Source organism: Rhizobium sp. RU20A (assembly GCF_900155885.1).
Classification (GTDB): Bacteria; Pseudomonadota; Alphaproteobacteria; order Rhizobiales; family Rhizobiaceae; genus RU20A.
The window spans coordinates 44827-60737 of the sequence record NZ_FTMB01000011.1; the positions used below are offsets into that span (position 1 = coordinate 44827).

Annotated in this window: 15 protein-coding genes; all 15 read left to right on the top strand. The window is 65.4% G+C overall.

Annotated elements, in window-relative coordinates:
- The 15 genes from F3H41_RS19105 (at position 1) to F3H41_RS19175 (ending at position 15902) form a co-directional block, all read left to right on the top strand.
- On the top strand, positions 1–846 hold the full coding sequence (locus tag F3H41_RS19105) for an ABC transporter permease (RefSeq protein ID WP_149740285.1): 846 nt from the start codon (positions 1–3) through the stop codon (positions 844–846).
- A complete protein-coding gene (locus F3H41_RS19110) occupies positions 846–1583 on the top strand; it encodes a glucose 1-dehydrogenase (protein WP_149740286.1) in 738 nt (245 codons plus the stop codon). The genes F3H41_RS19105 and F3H41_RS19110 overlap by 1 nt, the downstream gene beginning before the upstream one ends.
- 15 nt (positions 1584–1598) lie before the next feature.
- The gene (locus F3H41_RS19115) at positions 1599–2366 is read left to right on the top strand and encodes an SDR family NAD(P)-dependent oxidoreductase (protein WP_149740287.1); all 768 of its coding nucleotides are present in this window, start codon (positions 1599–1601) and stop codon (positions 2364–2366) included.
- 109 nt (positions 2367–2475) lie between these two features.
- Positions 2476–3708 carry an extracellular solute-binding protein gene (locus F3H41_RS19120; protein WP_149740288.1) on the top strand — a complete coding sequence of 411 codons (1233 nt, stop codon included), beginning with the start codon at positions 2476–2478 and terminating at the stop codon, positions 3706–3708.
- A 65-nt stretch (positions 3709–3773) separates the two neighbouring features.
- A complete protein-coding gene (locus tag F3H41_RS19125) occupies positions 3774–4892 on the top strand; it encodes an ABC transporter ATP-binding protein (RefSeq protein WP_149740289.1) in 1119 nt (372 codons plus the stop codon).
- Positions 4893–4922: 30 nt separating this feature from the next.
- Positions 4923–5801, top strand: coding sequence for a polysaccharide deacetylase (locus F3H41_RS19130; protein ID WP_149740290.1), 879 nt, complete (start codon positions 4923–4925; stop codon positions 5799–5801).
- 71 nt (positions 5802–5872) lie between these two features.
- The gene (locus F3H41_RS19135; RefSeq protein ID WP_149740291.1) at positions 5873–6205 is read left to right on the top strand and encodes a hypothetical protein; all 333 of its coding nucleotides are present in this window, start codon (positions 5873–5875) and stop codon (positions 6203–6205) included.
- Positions 6198–7238 (top strand): GTP-binding protein, encoded by a 1041-nt coding sequence (locus tag F3H41_RS19140; RefSeq protein ID WP_149740292.1) that lies wholly within the window; start codon positions 6198–6200, stop codon positions 7236–7238. The genes F3H41_RS19135 and F3H41_RS19140 overlap by 8 nt, the downstream gene beginning before the upstream one ends.
- A 55-nt stretch (positions 7239–7293) precedes the next feature.
- Positions 7294–8511, top strand: a complete 1218-nt coding sequence (locus F3H41_RS19145) for an extracellular solute-binding protein (RefSeq protein ID WP_149740293.1) — start codon at positions 7294–7296, stop codon at positions 8509–8511.
- Between the two features lie 10 nt (positions 8512–8521).
- The gene (locus F3H41_RS19150) at positions 8522–9880 is read left to right on the top strand and encodes an amidase (protein ID WP_149740294.1); all 1359 of its coding nucleotides are present in this window, start codon (positions 8522–8524) and stop codon (positions 9878–9880) included.
- Between the two features lie 91 nt (positions 9881–9971).
- Entirely contained in the window at positions 9972–10973 is a 1002-nt protein-coding gene (locus tag F3H41_RS19155; protein WP_149740295.1) for a LacI family DNA-binding transcriptional regulator, read from the top strand.
- A 48-nt stretch (positions 10974–11021) separates the two neighbouring features.
- Complete coding sequence (locus F3H41_RS19160; protein ID WP_149740349.1) at positions 11022–12314, top strand: sugar ABC transporter substrate-binding protein; 1293 nt, start codon at positions 11022–11024, stop codon at positions 12312–12314.
- Between the two features lie 69 nt (positions 12315–12383).
- Positions 12384–13328 carry a sugar ABC transporter permease gene (locus F3H41_RS19165; protein ID WP_149740296.1) on the top strand — a complete coding sequence of 315 codons (945 nt, stop codon included), beginning with the start codon at positions 12384–12386 and terminating at the stop codon, positions 13326–13328.
- Entirely contained in the window at positions 13321–14208 is an 888-nt protein-coding gene (locus F3H41_RS19170) for a carbohydrate ABC transporter permease (protein WP_149740297.1), read from the top strand. The genes F3H41_RS19165 and F3H41_RS19170 overlap by 8 nt, the downstream gene beginning before the upstream one ends.
- A gap of 2 nt (positions 14209–14210) precedes the next feature.
- Entirely contained in the window at positions 14211–15902 is a 1692-nt protein-coding gene (locus F3H41_RS19175) for a glycoside hydrolase family 32 protein (protein WP_149740298.1), read from the top strand.
- Positions 15903–15911: the final 9 nt, after the last annotated feature.

The window sequence follows — 15911 nt, forward strand, 5'->3', positions numbered from 1 at the left end:
ATGAACGCCAATGGCATCAAACTCGGGCTCGCCTTCTACACGACCCTTTTCCTCGTCTTCCTCTACGGCCCGCTCGTCGTGCTCGCCATCCTGTCCTTCCAGACGGGGCCGGAAGGCGGACCGCAGTTCCCGATCATCGAATGGTCGACCTACTGGTACAAGCATCTCTTCGGCCTGACGCCGCCCTCGCGCATCGCGCCGCTGCCGATCGAGGAGGGTCTGGTGCGCTCGCTCGTGCTGGCGGTGATGACCATGATCGTCTCCACCGTGCTCGGCGTCACCTCGGCCCAGGCCTTCCGCACCCGCTTCAAGGGCTCGGGCGTGGTCTTCTATCTCATCGTGCTCGGCATGATGGTGCCCGGCGTGCTCGTCGGCCTCGGCATGGCGCTCGTTGCCAACACGCTCGGCATCGACCGGCACTGGTGGGGCACGACCTTCGTCCTGCACGTGGTCTACACCTATCCCTTCGCCTTCCTGGTCATGCTTGCCATCTTCAACCGCTTCGACCCGTCCGTCGAGGAAGCCGCCTGGTCGCTCGGCGTCACGCCGGCCCGCACCTTCCGCAAGATCACGTTCCCGCTGATCTTCCCCGGGGTGCTGTCGGCCATGCTGTTCGCCTTCACGCTCTCCTATGACGAGTTTTCCCGTACGCTCTTTGCGTCCGGCCGGGATCTGACGCTGCCGCTCGCCATCTACGGCACCTTCTCGGTGGAAGTGCATCCGAACGTCTTTGCCTTCGGCGTGCTGACAACGCTGTTCTCCTTCGCGCTGCTCGGCACCTATGCCGTGCTCATGTCGCTCTCGGTGCGCCGAGCCCGCCGTGTGCTCGTTCAGGAGGACGCGTAATGCCCGGTCCTTGCGCTCTCGTCACGGGTGCCGGCTCCGGCATCGGCCGCGCCATCGCGATCCGGCTCGCCGCCGATGGCTATGCCGTCTTCGTCAACGATCTCTCGGCCGAGCGGGCCGAGACGGTCGCCTCGGAGATCCGCGCGGCCGGTGGCGTTGCTGCCTCCGGCGCCGGCGATGTCGGGGATGAGGCAGATGCGGCGCGTCTGCACGCCGAGGCGGTCGCTGCCTTCGGCGCGGTTGCCCTTCTCGTCAACAATGCCGGGATCGCGCACCAGTCGCTGTTCGAAAACCTTGAGGTCGCCGATTTCGACCGGATGTTCCGCGTCCATGTGCGCGGCACCTTCCTGATGAGCCGAGCCGTGCTGCCCGCCATGCTCGCTGCCGGCAAGGGCGTCATCGTCAACGTCGCCTCGCAGCTTGGCCAGATCGGCGGCGTCGAACTCGTTCACTACTCCGGCGCCAAGGCGGCGATCATCGGCATGACCAAGGCGCTCGCCCGCGAGGTTTCGGCCCGCGGCGTGCGCGTCAATGCGGTCGCGCCGGGACCGATCAACACACCGCTCGTGATGGATCTGTCGGAAGACTGGCGCGCGGCCAAGAAGGCGGAGCTGCCGCTCGGCCGCTTCGGCGAGCCGTCGGAAGTCGCCGCCACCGTCGCGTTCCTGGCCTCGGACGAGGCCTCCCTTTTCGTCGGACAGACCCTCGGGCCGAATTCCGGCGATGTGATGCTGTAAGGAAGGATGAAGACCATGAGTGCAGCCGAACAGCGCGTCGTCATCGTCACCGGAGCCGGGATCGGCATCGGGGCCGCGACCGCCAAGGCCTTCGCGGCAGCCGGCGACCATGTCGTCGTTACCGACGTTCTCGAGGCGGAGGGCGCTGCCGTCGCGGCCGCGATCGTCGACGCTGGTGGGTCGGCCGAGTTCCAGCCCTACGACGTGCGCTCGACCGAAACGACCGAACGGCTCGTCGCCGACATCCTTACCCGTCACGGGAAGATCGACGTCATCGTCGCCAATGCCGGCATCGCCCACCGCACCAGGCTTGCCGACCTCACCGACGAGAAGTGGGACCTGACCTTCGACATCGACCTTAAGGGCATCTTCCGCCTCGCGCGCGCCGCGGCGCCCTCCATGCGGGCCCGCAAGAGCGGATCGATCATCGCCCTCTCCTCCATCATGGGCGTCGCCTATGGCTGGGACGAGCATGTGCATTACTCGGCCGCCAAGTCCGGCGTGGTCGGGCTCGTTCGGGGCCTTGCCGTGGAGCTGGCGGCGGACGGCGTGCGCGTTAACGGCGTTGCGCCCGGCTACATCCGCACCGCGCAGCTCCTGTCGGAGGAAAACTCGCTGGGGCCGGAGGGCGCCGAAAAGGCCGCGGCCTTCATCCCGATGGGTCGCCTCGGCACGCCCGAGGACATTGCGGATGTCATCGCATTTCTGGCGTCGACCGGCGCGAGATACATGACCGGCCAGGTGCTGGTCGTGGACGGGGGCCTGCTCGTGGGCCGCTACTGAACACGATATCCGCCGCGGCGCTGGGGCTCGCGGCGGCATGCATGACGACGAATGGAGCCGAGGCGACGCCTTCGGCTTCGGGGAACCACAAAGAAACGGAGAGAAGATCATGTCGACTTTCGAAATCAATCGCCGCTCGCTTCTGAAGCGTTCGGCGGGCGTCATGGCGCTGGCCATGGGCGCCGGCACGCCGTTCCTGTCCTCGCGCAAGGCCTATGCGCAGGCTGCCGACCTCGCGGCTGAGCAGCTGCGCACCATCGGCCTGTCGGTCACCGTGCAGGAACGCATTCTCGAGCAGTTCAAGAAGGCCTCCGGCGTCGGCACCACTTCCGGCACAGCCGCGACCTTCCCGGACGCGCAGACCAAGATCCTGTCGGGCTCCAAGGATTACGACTGCTGGGAGATTATCGCCGAGCGCCTGCCGGCCATCGTCATGACCAATAATGTCGAGACGATCCCGGCGGCTTCGCTGAAGAACTGGGCCAACATCCGCGACACCTTCACGACGCCCTCCGACAAGTGGGACGCCAAGGCGCAGATCACCGGGCAGATCTGGGCGGACGATGCCAAGACCATGCTGAACATGGTGCCGGCCGTCTACAACTACGATTCCATCGGCTACAACCCGGATGTTGTCACCGCCGAAGAGGCCAACACCTGGGCCGCCATCTTCGATCCCAAGTGGAAGGGCAAGTCCGGCCTCAACACCGACCCGCTGATCGCCTTCGGTCAGGCCATCATGGCCATGAACTCTCTCGGCCTCTCCAACGTCGCCAACCCCGGCAATCCGACGGCGGCGGAAATCGACGAAGCCGCCGCCTTCCTCATCTCCAAGAAGAAGGAAGGCCAGTTCCGGGCGCTCTGGGGCGATTTCGGCGAGCTCGTCAACCTCATGGCCTCCGGCGAAATGGTGGTCTGCGACGCCTGGCAGCCGGCCGTCATGGCGGTCAAGGCGCAGGGCAAGCCCTGCAAATACGCCGTTCCGAAGGAAGGCTATCGCGGCTGGGCGATCGGCCCGGCCATGATCGCCGGGACCGCGAACCAGGCGGCCGTCATCGCCTATGCCGACTACTGGCTCTCGGGCGAGCCGGGCATCACGGTCTCGGAGCAGGGCTACTACTCCCCCTCGACCAACATCAAGAACGTCATGGCGCCCGAAAAGTATGCCTTCTGGTACGAGGGCAAGCCCTGGGTCGGCGCCGAGGAGCGCGGCATCAAGGAAGGCGATCTGCGCGATGGCGGCTCGCTGGAAGAGCGCGCCAAGAACGTCGCCTACTGGCACCAGTGGCCGGATGAATACGACCACCTCATCCAGAAGTGGGACGAATTCCTGAACGCCTGATCGTGACCTGTCCGGGCCAGGCCTGCTTGGCCCGGACATTCATCCCGCCTGGAGACGTGTTTCCCATGACTTACGACCTCGAACTGATCAATGTCGGCAAGGTCTACGACAACGGCGCCACCGCCGTCAGCAATTTCGATCTTGCCGTCAACAAGGGCGAGTTCATCGCTTTCCTTGGGCCCTCGGGCTGCGGCAAGACGACGACCCTTCGCATGATCGCGGGCTTCGAGAGCATCACCTCCGGCGACATGATGATCAAGGGCGTCAGGATGAACGACATCCGCCCGGAGCATCGTCCGACCTCGACCATCTTCCAGAACTACGCCCTCTTTCCGCACATGACAGTGCGCCGCAATGTCGGCTACGGCCTCGACGTGAAGGGCATGCCCAAGGCCGAGCGCGACGCCAAGGTCGACCGCATCATCGCCACCCTCGGCCTCGAGGACATCGCCGAGCGCAAGCCCGAAAAGCTCTCCGGCGGCCAGCGTCAGCGCATCGCACTTGCCCGCGGCCTTGTCGTGGAGCCCGATATCCTGCTGCTGGACGAGCCGCTCGGCGCGCTCGACGCCAATCTGCGCAAGGCGATCCAGAACGAGCTGAAGCTGTTGCAGAAGACGCTCGGCGTCACCTTCATCTTCGTCACCCACGCCCAGTCGGAGGCACTCGCCCTGTCGGACCGGATCGTGGTGATGAACCAGGGCCGCGTCGAGCAGATCAGCCCGCCGCACCAGCTCTACACCCGGCCCGACACGCCCTTCGTGGCGCAGTTCATCGGCCGCAACACGATCTTCAAGGGCGCGGTCGAAACGCAGACCGACGACGTGGCGCGGATCGCAACCTCCGTCGGCACGCTGTCCGGCCTGTGGAACAGCAAGGGCAGCGGCAGTGTTCGCGGTGGCAAGGCCAATCTGGTCGTGCCGGCCGAAGCGATCGAGGTGCATGCCGGAACGGATGCGGCGCGCGATGCGATCACCCGCCAGTATGACGGCAATCTCATCGACGCGACGCTGACCGGCTTCGAGGTCGTGGGCCATGTCTCGCATCTGCGCGCGGCGCTGAACGACGGCCAGCAGGTGTCGCTGGAGGCGCATGTCGACAAGTACCAGCCCGGCCGTTTCGCCGTCGGGTCCAACATCCTGCTGTCGTGGAACCCGTCGGAAGCGACGGTCATCCCGACCGCCTGACCATTCTTTTAAAAAACGGAGGCTTACACCATGGCTAAGGAAATCTTCTGCAGTTTCGGCATCGACGTCGATGCCGTCGCCGGCTGGCTCGGCTCCTACGGCGGCGAAGATTCGCCCGACGATATCTCGCGCGGCCTGTTTGCCGGCGAAGTCGGCAGCCCGCGTCTCCTGAAGCTCTTCGAGCGCTTCGGCATCAAGACGACCTGGTTCATCCCCGGCCACTCGATCGAGACCTTCCCGGAGCAGATGCAGGCGGTCGCCGATGCTGGCCACGAGATCGGCATTCACGGCTACACCCATGAAAATCCGATCGCCATGACGCGCGAGCAGGAGACCGAAGTCCTCGACAAGTGCATCGACCTCGTCACCAAGCTCTCGGGCAAGCGCCCGACCGGCTATGTGGCGCCGTGGTGGGAGTTCTCCAACGTCACCAACGAGCTGCTGCTCGAACGCGGCATCAAGTACGATCACTCGCTGATGCACAACGACTTCACGCCCTACCGCGTGCGCGTCGGCGACAGCTGGACCAAGATCGACTATTCCAAGAAGCCGTCGGACTGGATGGTGCCTTTGAAGCGCGGCACGGAAACCGACCTCATCGAAATTCCGGCCTCCTGGTATCTCGACGACCTGCCGCCGATGATGTTCATCAAGAAGGCGCCGAACAGCCACGGCTTCGTCAATCCGCACGACATCGAGCAGATGTGGCGCGACCAGTTCGACTGGGTCTATCGCGAAATGGACTATGCCGTCTTCCCGATCACCATCCACCCGGATGTCGCCGGCCGTCCGCAGGTTCTGATGATGCTCGAACGCCTCTATGCCTATATGATCAAGCATCCGGGCGTGAAGTTCGTGACGATGAACGAGATCGCCGACGACTTCAACGCGCGCTTCCCGCGCACGTAACCCCTCACCGAACCGGGCGGCGGGCAAGTCCCTGCCGCCCGGTTCGAGCCCATGAAAGGCGTGATCCGACGATGTGTTCCCTCTGCGGCATTCTGGGCGGCAACGAGCATTGGGCCGATGCGGTGGCGCGGCCTGGCGTCTTCACGCGCAACCATGAACGCGTCGATCGCCGCCGCGAACGCGCGCGCCGCGTCAGCGCCGCCAATACCATTCTCTCCGCCTTTGCCCTGCAACTCTCCGACTGGCAGGGCGCCTCGTTCCTGCTCTCGTCCCGTACCGGCAAGACGGAGGTCGTCGAGGATCTCGGCCATCTCTGGCCGGCGGCGGAAGCCATGATCGGGCGCGGCTGCGATCCGCTCGACGAGGCGATCATTCAGCGCATGGAGCGCCAGCGGCATGGCTGACGCCCGCGACATTCCCGATTTCACCCCCGTCAACCTGCTGACGGGCTTTCTTGGCTCCGGCAAGACGACGCTTCTGTCGCGCCTCCTGAAGGATCCGGCGCTCAACGACGCCGCCGTGCTCATCAATGAGTTCGGCGAGGCGGGTCTCGATCATCACCTCGTCGAGCAGCTGGATACGGACATGGTGCTGCTGCAGTCCGGCTGCCTGTGCTGCACCGTGCGCGGCGAACTGGCCGAGGCGATCCGCGACCTGCATGCCCGCCGCGAGCGTGGCGAGATCCCGCCCTTCCGGCGCATCGTCGTGGAAAGCACCGGCCTTGCCGATCCCTTCCCGGTGCTCTCGACCATCAAGGCCGATCCCGTGCTGCGCCATCATTTCCGCCCCGGCAATGTCGTGACCACCGTGGATGCGGTGAACGGGCTTCGCCAACTCGACACCTATGTGGAATCCAACCGGCAGGCCGCCATCGCCGACCGCATCGTCATCACCAAGCGGGATCTGTGCGCCGACGATGCGCTCGACGCGCTGACCGCGCGTCTTGCGAGCCTCAACCCCGACGCTCCGGTCTTCGATGCGACGGATGCCGATCTCGATCTTGCCGGTCTGGTGCTGGATGAGGCCGTGCCGCGCGTCGCGCTTCTCCAGTCGCCCTCCGGCTTCTATTGCGATGCGCCGCTGCAACTCATCGATGCCGATGGCGGCGGCCATAGTGCCGATTTCCGCTCCATCGTGATCAGCGTCGATCAGCCCGTCGACTGGACGGCCTTCGGTCTCTGGATGACCATGCTGCTCAACCGCCACGGCGACCGGGTCATCCGCGTCAAGGGCATCCTCAACATTGACGGCGAGGAGAGGCCGGTGGCGATCCACGGCGTGCAGCATCTCGTGCACACGCCGGTCCACATGCAGGCCTGGCCGGACGAAGACCGCCGCTCGCGCATCGTCTTTATCGTTGACGGGCTCGACGGCAATCTGTTGAAACGCTCCTTCGAGGCTTTCGCCATGGTTCCCCGGATGAGTGCCGTCGCGTGAGGGTCCGGCCGGCGACAGGACTTTGCAACCGCCACGATGATGGTCACCCCGCGCGATGAACAAGCATGCCCGTCCCGATCTTGCCGCTCCGGCCCTGAACACCAGGGGACGCCCCACGTTGCGCGTGCTCGGCACCGCCATCTCGCTGCTCGAAGAGCTGCGCATGCGGGCCGAAGCCGATCTCGGCATCACCGTGATCTTCGACAACAACGACTTCCTGACCACCCAGCACAAGGCGGCGCAGGAGCCGGCGACCTACGACATCTACGACCAGTGCTTCCACAATCTCGATATCGTCTGGTACTGGCGCGCCGTGCAGCCGATCGACCTCAAGCGCATCACGCTCTGGAACGAGGTGAACGAGCTGACGAAGCTCGGCCATATCGGCCCCAATCCAAGGCTTGGCCAGGGCGACGTGCCCGTCAAGAAGCTCTTCGTGCAGCCCAATCTGGCGCTCGGCGACCAGCCGACCGGGCTGATCTCGATGCTGCCGACGACGCATAATTTCGACAGCTTCGCCTACCGCACCGATGCGGTGACCAACGGCGCGGAGACGGCGAGCTGGGCGGCCCTCCTCGATGACAAGTGGTCCGGCAGGGCCGCGCTGGTCGACGAACCCGCCATCGGCATTTTCGACGCGGCGCTTGCGGCGCGGGCCGCCGGGCTGATGACGTTTCGCAACATCGGCAACATGACGGTGGACGAGATCGACCGGCTGATCGAAATCCTCGAGGAGCGCAAGCGGGCCGGCTTCTTCCGCAGCTTCTGGCGCACGGCAGAAGATGCCGCGCGCCTGATGGTGGATGGAAGGACCGACATCCAGAGCATGTGGTCCACCGGCATCAACATCCTCTCCGGCCAGGGCGTTCCGGTCGAGCAGGCCGTGCCGGCCGAGGGCTACCGCGCCTGGCATGGCGGCTTGTGCCTCTCGCGCCATCTCGACGGGCGCATGCTCGATGTCGCCTATGATTATCTCAATTGGTGGATATCGGGATGGCCGGGCGCCGTCGTCGCGCGCCAGGGCTACTACATCTCCACCCCCGAACGCTCCCGCGCCTACCTGACGGCCGAGGAGTGGGACTACTGGTATGGCGGCCTGCCGGCCCGCACCGATCTGCCCGGCCCCGATGGCTCGATCCGCATCAAGACCGGTTCGGTGCGCTCCGGCGGCTCCTACTGGCAGCGGGCCAACAACATCGCGGTCTGGAACACGACCATGGATGAACACAACTATCTCGTCCGCCGCTGGATGCAGCTCGTCGGGCGAAGCTGAAGGAGACCCCATGTCCCTCGATATTCGCGGCCGTTCGGTCGCCTCGCTCTCGGCGCTGCTGCAATCGGGCGCGCTCGACGCCGTCACGCTCGCGAAAGAAACCTTTGCTGCCATCGAGGCCCATGGCGATCCGGCGATCTTCACAGCCCTGACGGAGGCGCGTGCCTATCGTGAGGCCGAGGCTGCGTCAAAGCGGATCAAGGCCGGCCGCTCGCTCGGCCTGCTCGACGGCATTCCGATCGCCTGGAAGGACCTCTTCGACATGGAGGGGACGGTGACGACCGCCGGCTCCATCGTGCTCGCGGGCGATCCGCCGGCGGCCCGTGACGCCGATGTCGTGGCGGCCCTTTCGGCGGCCGGAATGGTCTCCGTCGGCCGTCTCAACATGAGCGAATTCGCCTTCTCCGGCCTCGGCATCAACCCGCATTACGGCACGCCGAAGAACCCGAAAAGCACGGATGTCGACCGCCTGCCGGGCGGCTCGTCGTCAGGATCGGGCGTCGCGGTGGCTGCGGGCCTCGTGCCGGTGGCGATCGGGACCGATACCGGCGGCTCGATCCGCATCCCCGCCGCCTTCAACGGAGTGGTCGGCTACAAGGCGACCCGCGGCCGCTACAGCATGGCGGGCGTCTTCCCGCTGGCAACGAGCCTCGATTCGCTTGGACCGCTCTGCCGCACCGTCAAGGACGCCATCTGGATCGATGCCGCCATGCGGGGCCGAACAGTGCCGGCGATGACCGTGGCCACGCTCGGCGATCTTCGTTTCGTCATCCCGGAAACCGTGTTCTTCGACGGGGCGGAGCCGGAGGTGATCGAGGGCTTCGAGGCCGCCGTCGCCGCGTTGGAAAAGGCTGGCGCCAAGGTTCGCCGTCAGACCTTCCCGCAATTTTCCGCCCTGTTTGCCCTGATGGCCGAGCGCGGCGCACTGGTCACGGCGGAAGCCTATGCCCTGCACGAGGCGCGGCTGACGGGTGACGCGGCCGCGCGCATGGACCGCCGCGTCGTCGCCCGGGCGCGGCTCGGAGAAAAAATCTCGATGCCCGACTACATCGCGACGCTCGCCGCCCGCCGGCGCCTCACCGCCGAGGTCGAGCAGGCCTTGGCGCCCGGCGAACTCTTTCTCTCCCCGACGCTGCCGCATGTGGCGCCCCCCGTCGCGCCCTTGCTCGAGGATGACGATGCCTTCGTCGCGATGAACGCGAAGACGCTGCGCAACACGCTGATCGGCAACTTCTTCGACTGGTGCGGCGTTTCCCTGCCGATCGGTACCGGCGCCGCCGGCATGCCTGTCGGGCTCCTGCTGTCGGGTCTTGCCCATCAGGATGAGTCGCTGCTGGCCGCTGCGCTGGCCGTGGAGACCGCCCTTTAGGGCAGGTGACGGCGTCAAACGGACCATCTGCGGGCGTGCTTGACATCTCCATTGCGTCGCCCTATGGGTAAACGATAACCCAAGGGAGGTCATGGGCGTGTCCGTCTCGTTGTCCGACATTGCTGCGCAGGCCGGCGTCTCCGTGAAAACGGTGTCGGGCGCCTTGCATGGCGGGTCCGGGCGCATGTCCGACGAGACGCGCCAGAGGATCAAGGCGATCGCCGACGAGCTGGGCTACGTGACCAATCTCGCGGCGCGGGGCGTGCGCAAGGGCTGGCTGCCGCTGATCGGCGTCGTCTCCGACGGCCTCATCACCTCGCCCTTTGCCACCGAGATCGTGCGCGGTCTGGACGGGGCCGCCCGCAGCGCCGGCATGACCATCTTTGCGGTCAACCACAGCGGCAGCACGACGGGCGTGGAACTGGACCAGGTGCAGCAGTTTCGCCCGCGCGCCATCGCCTATGCCGCCATGTATCACAAGACGGTCGACCTTTCGGAAAAGCTGGCCGGCGCTGTTGGCGTGATGATCAATTGCCGGGATCTGTCCGGCCGGGTCACCTCGCTTGTGCCGGACGAAGAAGGCGGGGCCCGGGACATCGTCCGTTACCTGCTGGCCGCCGGCCGCCGGCGGATCGCCTTCATCAACTTGCCTGGCATTCTCGCCGGGACGCTTCGCGAAAAGGGTTTTCGCAGCGCCCTTGCGGAGGCCGGCATGGCCCCGCTTGCCGTGCTGCCGGCCGTGCGCCGCGCCCTTTACAGCGACCGCGCGCCCAGTCTCGTCGCCGCGCATGTCGAGGCGCTGCTGACTGGCGGCGACAGGCCCGATGCGATCCTGTGCGGCAATGACCGCGTGGCGATGGAGGCCTATGCGGCGCTTGCACGCGCCGGCGTTCGCATTCCCCACGACATTGCCGTGGCAAGTTTCGACAACCAGATCGAGCTGGCATCCCGGCTCGATCCGCCGCTGACCACCATGGCGCTGCCGCACCGCGCCATGGGCCGGCAGGCGATGGAGATCCTCCTTGCCGAGGACCCCGCGCCGCCAAGCGTTCAGATGCTCCCTTTCCACCTCGTGGAGCGAGCATCCGTCTGAAAGACCCCTAACCTAACTTCAATGGAGGAGACTGACATGCGTATTTCAATGGGTAATCGTTTACTTTCTGTCCTCTCGGCATCCACCGCCCTCATCCTGATGGCCGGCAGCGCGGATGCAAAGACCGTGGTCACCATGATGCACCAGGGCGATCCGGGCTGGGTGAAGGCCTATGGCGACGTTGCCAAGCGGTTCGAGGAGGCCAATCCCGACGTCGATATCGAACTGATCTACGCGCCGCACGACGCCTATAATGAGAAGTTCAGCGCCGCCGTCATGTCGAAGCAACTGCCCGACATCATGGAACTCGATGCGCCCTTCCTCGCCAACTACGTCTGGTCGGGCTACCTGCAGCCGATCAAGCCGCTCGTCGACAAGGACCTCCTTGACGACATGACGGAATCCAACATCGCCCAGGGCACCTATCCGATCGACAAGGACCTTTATGCGATTGGCCTGACGGACTCCTCCGTCGTGCTCTACGGCAACAAGAAGTATCTCGAAGCGATCGGCGCCCGCATCCCGAAGGGCGTCGATGACGCTTGGACGCGCGAGGAATTCGAAGGCTACCTCGACAAGCTGTCCAAGCTCGACGGCGTCAAGTGGCCGATCGACACCTTCCGCGGCTACGGCATCAAGACCGAGTGGATCACCTATGCCTATGGTCCGCTGCTGGAAAGCGCCGGTTGCGACCTGATCGACCGCAAGACCTGGGTTGCCGGCGGCACGCTCGACAGCGAAACCTGCGTCAAGGCGATGACGATGATGCAGGACTGGGTGAAGAAGGGCTGGGTCGTCCCGACGTCTTCGGGCACCAACCAATTCTACGCCGAGGGCCAGCCGGCGGCTCTCGCCATGGGTGGTCACTGGTTCTACGCCGAAGCGTCCGCCGCCATGAAGGACAACATCGTCGTCATGCCGCTGCCGAAGATCGGCGAAAAGGGCGTCAGCCCGAACGGCACCTGGATCTGGGGCATTTCCGCCACCGCCAAGAACCCGGAGATCGCCGGCAAGTTCGTGAGCTTCCTCCTGAAGGACAAGGAATATCGCGACTACGCCAAGAGCCAGTCCGCCTTCCCCGGCCTGAAGAGCTTTGCCGCCGACAGCCCGCTTTACGCTGAGGGCGGCCCGCTGGCGGTTGCCTTCGAGCAGGCCTCCAAGACGGCCGTCGCGCGTCCGCCGCACCCGGCCTATCCGACCCTGACCTCGGCCTTCATGCAGGCGGTCGACAAGATCTTCAACGGGTCCGATGCGCAGGAAGCCCTGACCACGGCGGCCCAGAAGATCGATGAAGACATCGAGGACAATGCCGGCTACCCGCCCTTCGACGAGCAGCAGTAAGGCCAACGGGCGGGGCCGTGCATCGCCGGCCCTGCCCTCTTCCATCAGGACGGGACGAGGAGGACCACCATGACCGTTGAAAACATGTCCGCGCCGCGGCCGGCGCCGGGGGCGAAACGGCCCGGCCGGCGACGCGACAGGCAGCGCTTCTGGCAGGAACTGGGCATGATCGGGCCGGCCGTGGTCCTCATGGCCGTGTTCCTCATCGCACCGTTTCTCCTTTCCTTCTGGACGGCGATGACCAACCAGCCGCTGGTGCCGCGTCCGACACCGGTGCGCTTCGTCGGCCTGCTCAATTTCCAGCGCATCTTCTCCGATCCGCTATTCTGGACGTCGCTGTGGAACGTCACCCGCTTCACCATCTGGGTCATTCCGGTGCAGTGCGGCCTCGCCTTCCTGACGGCACTGCTGCTGCACCAGAAGCTGCCGATGCGAAACCTGCTGCGCGGCATGTTCTTCCTGCCCGCCATCACGTCGATGGTCGTCGTCTGCGTCATCTGGGGCACGCTGTTCCAGTATCCGAGCGGCCCGCTGAACCAGATCGTCGGCTTCCTCTCCGGCGGCACGATCCAGCCGATCGACTGGCTGGGCGATCCGAACTGGGCGATGTTCTCGATCGTGCTGCTCTCGGCCTGGCAGGCCTATGGCTTCCAGATGATCATCTACCTCGCCGGCCTGCAGGGCATTCCGGACGAACTCTATGATGCCGCGCGCATCGATGGCGCCGGGCCGTTGCGCCGCTTCTGGCACGTCACCATGCCCGGCCTTCGGCCCACCCATGTTTTCGTGCTCGTCATCACCACCATCCAGGCCTTCAAGCTCTATACGCAGGTGGCGATCCTCACCCAGGGCGGCCCGCGCGAAAGCACGGAGACGGTGGTGCACTACATGGTGCGCTCCGGCTTTGCGGAACAGAAGCTCGGCTATGCATCGGCCGTTTCCGTCATCCTCTTCGTCATCGTTCTCGTTATCGCGCTCCTGCAGCGCCAGCTTCTGAGGCGCTTCGATGTCTGATCTCGCCCTCTCCACCACGGCGCCCGCCGCCATCGGCAGCGGCAAGCGCGGCCTGCGCATCGTGCAGTTCGTCTCGATCTTCGTGATCGCACTGGTGATGATCTCGCCGCTCTTCATGCTGCTCATCGCCAGCCTCAAGGACGACCGCTTCCAGATCCTTGCCGACATGGGCAGTTTCCGGGCCTTCTGGGTCTCCGATCCGACCTTGTCCAACTACCGCGAAGTCGCCAACTTCTCCGGCGAACTCGCCTACGGCCGCTATCTCATCAACTCGCTGATCATTCTCGTCATGACGGTCGGCACCGGTCTCGTCGTCAATTCCATGGCCGGCTTCGTGCTGGCCTGGGGCACGCTGCGCGGCAAGGCGGTGCTGCTGGCGATCGTGGTGGCGCTCTACGTCATCCCACAGGAAAGCATCATCATGCCGCTTGTCGTCATGATGTCGCGCGCCGGGCTGACGGACACTTTCGCGGTGCAGATCCTGCCCTGGGTGGCGAGCCCGCTCTATACCTTCCTCTTCTACCAGTTCTTCGCGCAACTGCCGAAGGAACTCTACGAAGCGGCGGAAATGGACGGTGCCTCCACCTTCCGCATCTATCGCTCGATCTTCATGCCGCTCAGCCTGCCGGCGCTCGCCACCGTGTCGATCCTGATGGGGATCGAAAGCTGGAACCAGTATCTCTGGCCGACGCTCGTCACCCAGACCGATTACGCCCGCCCCATCTCGGTCGCCATCGCCACCTTCTTCGGCCAGGACAGCATCTTCTGGGACCGCGCCATGGCGGCGTCCGTCCTGATGATGATCCCGGTCCTCATTCTCTACCTGGCCTTCCAGCGCTGGTTTGTCAGTTCGTTCGTCGGCTCTGCCGTGAAAGGTTGATCATGTCTCTTCCCGCCCCTTCCCTCAAAACTCCGCGCGTCGTCATCGAGACGAGCCTGCCGGCGGGCAGCGTGCTGCATCTGTGGCTGAAAGCCCTGACGGAGGCCGAAGCCTCTCTTGCCATCAGCATCGACGGCCAGTCGACGGCAAACCCGGCAACGGACCGCAAAGGCGAGTTCGCCTTTGCCGCCGTGCCGCTTGCGACGGGCGGCCTGACGACGCTGTCCTACGATCCGACCGTTACGGCTCTTTCGGTCGCCTACGCCTTCCACCCGGACAAGGTCATGGCCGAGGGCATCACGGTGCTGCACCACGAGGATCGCAACGCGCCCCCCGTGACACCCGACAGCTACCATTTCCGCCCGCCTTTCGGCTGGATGAACGATCCGAACGGTTTCGGTCGTTTCGGCGGTGCGGCGCATCTCTTCTACCAGCATTATCCGCACGGCCTGCGCTGGAACACGATGCACTGGGGCCACGCGGTTTCAACGGACTTCCTGCGCTGGACGCACCTGCCCATGTTCCTCTTTCCCGCCGATCACCTGTCGGAAAAGGACGATGGCCGCGGCGGCGCCTTCTCCGGCTCGGCGATTGCGGCCGGCGATGCGATCCGGGTCTTCTACACCGAGCATGTCATCGACCGGACCCCGGAAGAGCAGATCCAGCTGACGGCGGTCAGCCAGGATGGGCTTGCCGCCGGCGCCTCCGAGATCATCCTGCCGCTGCGCCCGGAAGGGCTCAATCTCACCACCGATTTCCGGGACCCCTACGTTTTCGAGGGGCCGGACGGGCGCTGGAAGATGCTGCTCGGCAGCCGCGACAAGGCGGGCGGCGTGGTGCTGCTCTATGAAAGCAGCGATGCGGCCGGCTCCTCGGGCTGGACGTTCATCGACATCATCCACCGGGAAGACCGTTTCGGCATGACCGCGGCCGAATGCCCGTGCATGGTGCCGGTCGGCGGCCCGGCATCCGATCCCGCCACCCGCTGGGCGCTGATCTTCGGCCTGCTCACCAGCCGGGACCCGCAAACCGGCCGGCGCAACCTGACCTCCGTCACGGTCGGCCGCTTCGACGGGCGCAGCTTTGTCGCCGACTTCGAGCAGGAGCTGGATTTCGGCTCGGACGCCTACGCCTTCCAGGCCTTTGTCGACGGGGATGTGCCGGTCGGGATCGCCTGGCTCGCCAACTGGACGGATGTCTCCAAGAAGGAGGATTTCCAGACGGCCATGACGCTGCCGCGCCGCGTCCTGATCGAGGGCGATGCGATCTTCACCCCGCCGGTCGCGGCCGTCGAGACGCTGCGCCATCACCTGATCGACGAGACCGCCCTTGCGGCAGGCGAAACGGTGGATCTCGGCAACGGCGCGGTCGAAATCCTGCTGACCCTGCCGGCGGAAGGTGCGCCTTTCACGCTCTCCATCGACCATCCGGACGTCGCGTTTGGCGTCCGGCTCGGCGATGAGGGCCTGGAAATCCTCTTCGATGCCCGGACCGGCAAGACGACGCCGCGCTACATCGCCAGCGGCGCACGGCCCTCGGAGGTTCGCATCTTCATCGATGCCGGCTCCATCGAGGTTTTCGCCGACAATGGCCGCTGGACCGGCAGCAAGCGCATTCCGTCCTTCGCGGCGGCCCGTTCGGCAACCCTGACCGGCAGCGTCACCGCCGCCCGCGTCTGGCAGCTCAAGCTCTGAGGGAGGAAC